Raw genomic sequence first — 3,744 nt, 5'->3', positions numbered from 1 at the left:
CTTGTTTCTTTCATATGGTCTGAAAACCGGCGAGTCCACAGCTCTTTGGCGTTAATCATGGTGCTCTTCCTTTGTGAGTTGCACGTAAATATCATCCAATGATGCTCCAGGCTGACGGAAGGACTTGCGCAGTTCTTCAAGCGTTCCCATCGCTCTGATTTTTCCATCATGGAGGATGACAAACCGGTCACAATATTTTTCGGCAGTCGCCAAAATATGGGTAGACATCAATATGCCTGCACCGTTTTCTTTCATATCCTCCATCATCTGAAGGTAAGATTGAATTCCTAAAGGATCTAACCCGACAAAGGGTTCATCCACAATATAAAGGTCAGGCTCAATTAAGAACGCGCACATGATCATGACCTTTTGGCGCATTCCTTTTGAAAAGTGAACCGGAAACCACTTGAGTTTCTTTTCCATCCTGAATTCTTTCAACAATGGATCGAGCCGCTTTTTAAATAAATCCTCCGGCACATTATAAGCCATTGCCGTGAGGTGCAGATGTTCATATAAGGTCAGCTCATCATATAAAATCGGCATTTCAGGTATGTAACCGATTTGCTGACGATATTCTTCTGGATTCTCTTCAAACGAAGTCCCTTTAATGGACACTTCTCCTTTTTTTGCTTGCATCATTCCAATGATGTGTTTAATCGTAGTACTCTTCCCTGCCCCATTTAAACCGATCAATCCGACGATCTCACGGGGTTTTACATCAAACGAAATGCCATGAAGTACATTTTTATGCGTATATCCACCATATAGGTCATTGACTTGTAGTAGTGATTGCACTGTTCATCCCTCTTTTCATTTACATCCATTCTCCACAAATTTTATCACAATTGAAAGATCACTTGTACTTTTTGAAAAACAAGCTCACCTTCGATTCAACTAGAGACATTATGATACAATATTACAAAACAACAAGGAGTGATGATGATGAGCCAGGATTGTATTTTTTGCAAGATCATTGATGGTGACATCCCTTCAGCAAAAGTTTATGAGGATGAGGATGTCTATGCATTTTTAGATATCAGTCAAGTCACAAAGGGACACACGCTAGTCATTCCTAAACAGCACACCCAGGACATTTACCATACAGATGCAAATGTTGCAGAGAAGCTGTTTTCAAGAGTGCCTAAAATAGCCTCAGCTCTTAAAGAAACCTATGAACCTGTTGGGTTGAATGTACTGAACAACAATGAAGAAGCTGCAGGTCAGTCCGTTTTCCACTTACATATTCATCTTATTCCGAGATACGGCAAACAAGACGGATTCGGAGCTAAGTGGGAAGTTCACTCTGATGACTATACTAGTGAAGACTTGCAATCGATTGCTGAGGAAATCAACAGCAATATCCGTGACTGATAAACTGGCCTTTTGATTTTAAGACCTACTTTTTGATATAATATTGGCATGTTTTCGCATGTGGTCATAAGGACACACATGGAAGGCAAATTCAGATGAGACTAGTATAGTTGAGGAGAGATGTTGAAAATGAATACACGTGTTTTAGTGATGTTGTCATTGTTTGTAGGGATTGGAGCTGTTCTTCACGCCATCGTCCCGCCTTTCTTCTTAGGAATGCGGCCAGATATGATGTTGGCGATGATGTTTTTAGGTATCATTCTATTTCCTAAATTGCCCTACGTCTTGATTTTATCTCTTGCTACAGGGTTCATTTCTGCACTGACCACCACCGTTCCAGGAGGTCAGATTGCAAACCTTATTGATAAACCGATCACTGCACTCGTTATTTTTGGTTTATTCATGCTTGTACGTCCTTTGATGAATGGGAAATTCACGGCTCCCGTACTGGCTGGTGTTGGTACGTTAGTCAGTGGTGCTGTATTCTTGAGCATCGTTCTGTTTGCTATTGGATTGATGGATGCGAGCTTCAGCGTCATGTTTTTAACTGTCGTCCTTCCGACGGCTGCTTTGAACGCAGCCTTTGTCGCCGTGATTTATCCGATTGCAGTTAAGATTCTAAAAAGAACGAACATGTCTTATGCAGTCACTGCTCAAAGGTCTGCAAATTAATCGACCAAAAGTGAGACGGTGAGTCCTCACATGTTGAAGGCACTACCTAAACGTAGTGCCTTTGTAACATCAACAACCACCCATAGACCCTTCAACTAGATCAAATTTTTTATTTGTTTTAGGTTTCATTCATACATATATAGAGAAAATAATACTATGAGATGGATTTGAAAGGAGTTTTCTATATGCCAAATGGAAAATCGCTAACCCTTGGTTTTATCGTCGGCGGCGTCGTCGGAGCTGCCTATACATTACTCAGTGCCCCTTCTTCAGGTCGTGACTTACGAGAAAATGCTAAATTGAAAAGTGAAAGCTTAAAAAACACGGTTCTTAGTTTAAGAGAAGAAGGCATGCAGCTGAAAGATCAGATCGCTCAAACATCCAAAGAAGGTGCAGAACTCATTAAAGATCTCTCAGAAGATGTGAAAACATCTGTGGAGAGCTGGAAAAAAACTGTTGAACCTCACCAAAAAAACATTCAAAAATATTTAGAACAAATAGAGGAAAGCTTGAAAGACCTTGAAGAAAAAGCGAAAGCTCAGCAAAACGACTCTGATTCACAATCAGACCACGAAATCGTTAATCACCAATAATCGTTTAATGCACGAAAGAACCCCAGAAGGATACGCCTTCTGGGGTTCTTTTATACCAAAGTTTGTTACGAGTTATTATTCTGCTGGCTTCAGATCTTCAATGGACTTAACATCCATATATTTCGGAACAACCAGACCAACTTTCGCGCCCTCTAGGTTCGTTCCAAGATCTTCAAGGTTGTCTTTATGTTGTTCATAAAGATCACCGTGCGTAGCTGGCAGCCATGCTGCTACCATTCCGGCTACTTCACCTTCTGCAACTGCTTCCCACATAGGACCATTATCCAGTGGAGTAATCGTTACATCGAAACCTTGCTGCTTCAATACTTCAGCTACTACGTTTGTAGAAGCAATTTCAGAATCCCAGTTCACGTAAACAAGCTCAACTTCAGTACCATCAACTTTCTCTGTACCTTTTGTCCACTCATCTACTTTATCCTGATTGTTCTCGATCCATTTCTTCGCTGCTTCTTCTTCACTTGTACCTTCATTGATGTCTAACATAACAGTTTCCATATCCTTAGATGTCCAATTGAATTGGTCAAGGATTTTGTAAGCATTCGGTTTGTCTTCTTTCAGACCTTTACGGACCATTGTCTTAATTTGTTCTTCTCCACCGAATACTTCTTTCGGGTCTTCAAGATATTTAAGGTCATATTTTGCAAACATCCAGTGTGGAGTCCAGCCCGTAACGACGATCGGCTCTTCATTTTCGATTGCTTCGCCTAAAGCTGTCGCCATCGCACCTGAAGATGAAGTGGATACTTCCCATCCCGCAAGATTTTCATAATCTTCTGTTGCTTTTTGGGCTGCTTTTACTACACCTGCGCCCGCTTCAATTCCAGTGACCTCATAATTCATTTCTTCACTATAGCTTGTGGAGTCTCCTCCTTCGCTTCCTGAGCTCTCAGAACCCTCGTCTGAAGAACCACAGCCCGCTGCAACAAGTGTCAAAGATAGTCCAGCTGCAATACCTAGACGTTTCAAATCTAATTTAAACATGTTAACCTCTCCCCTTTTAATATATAGATCTATATGGAAAGGGCTTGAATCAGGCCCTTTCTTTCCTTACTGTTCACCGCGTTGTGTGTTCAGGTTTTGAGTAAAG

General features: G+C 41.1%; 5 protein-coding genes. 3 read left to right on the top strand and 2 right to left on the bottom strand.

Features of this window, described 5'->3' with window-relative positions:
- Positions 1-51 precede the first annotated feature (51 nt).
- Positions 52-795 carry an ABC transporter ATP-binding protein gene (locus LD39_RS15885; RefSeq protein WP_035549538.1) on the bottom strand — a complete coding sequence of 248 codons (744 nt, stop codon included), beginning with the start codon at positions 793-795 and terminating at the stop codon, positions 52-54.
- Between the two features lie 144 nt (positions 796-939).
- Here LD39_RS15885 and LD39_RS15880 point away from each other — a divergent pair, with 144 nt between their 5' ends.
- From LD39_RS15880 to LD39_RS15870, 3 genes are all read left to right on the top strand, one after another.
- Complete coding sequence (locus LD39_RS15880) at positions 940-1,371, top strand: HIT family protein (RefSeq protein ID WP_035549536.1); 432 nt, start codon at positions 940-942, stop codon at positions 1,369-1,371.
- Between the two features lie 129 nt (positions 1,372-1,500).
- A complete protein-coding gene (locus tag LD39_RS15875; RefSeq protein ID WP_035549533.1) occupies positions 1,501-2,043 on the top strand; it encodes a tryptophan transporter in 543 nt (180 codons plus the stop codon).
- Between the two features lie 185 nt (positions 2,044-2,228).
- Positions 2,229-2,636 (top strand): YtxH domain-containing protein, encoded by a 408-nt coding sequence (locus LD39_RS15870; RefSeq protein ID WP_035549530.1) that lies wholly within the window; start codon positions 2,229-2,231, stop codon positions 2,634-2,636.
- Between the two features lie 75 nt (positions 2,637-2,711).
- On the opposite strand, the gene LD39_RS15865 is transcribed toward LD39_RS15870, so the two are convergent.
- A complete protein-coding gene (locus LD39_RS15865) occupies positions 2,712-3,638 on the bottom strand; it encodes a glycine betaine ABC transporter substrate-binding protein (protein WP_035549527.1) in 927 nt (308 codons plus the stop codon).
- Positions 3,639-3,744 lie beyond the last annotated feature (106 nt).

Origin of the sequence: Halobacillus sp. BBL2006, from assembly GCF_000786645.1 — a bacterium.
Classification (GTDB): Bacteria; Bacillota; Bacilli; order Bacillales; family Halobacillaceae; genus Halobacillus.
The sequence above is the reverse complement of the archived record's forward strand: the minus strand, read 5'-3'. Positions and strand labels throughout refer to the sequence as shown.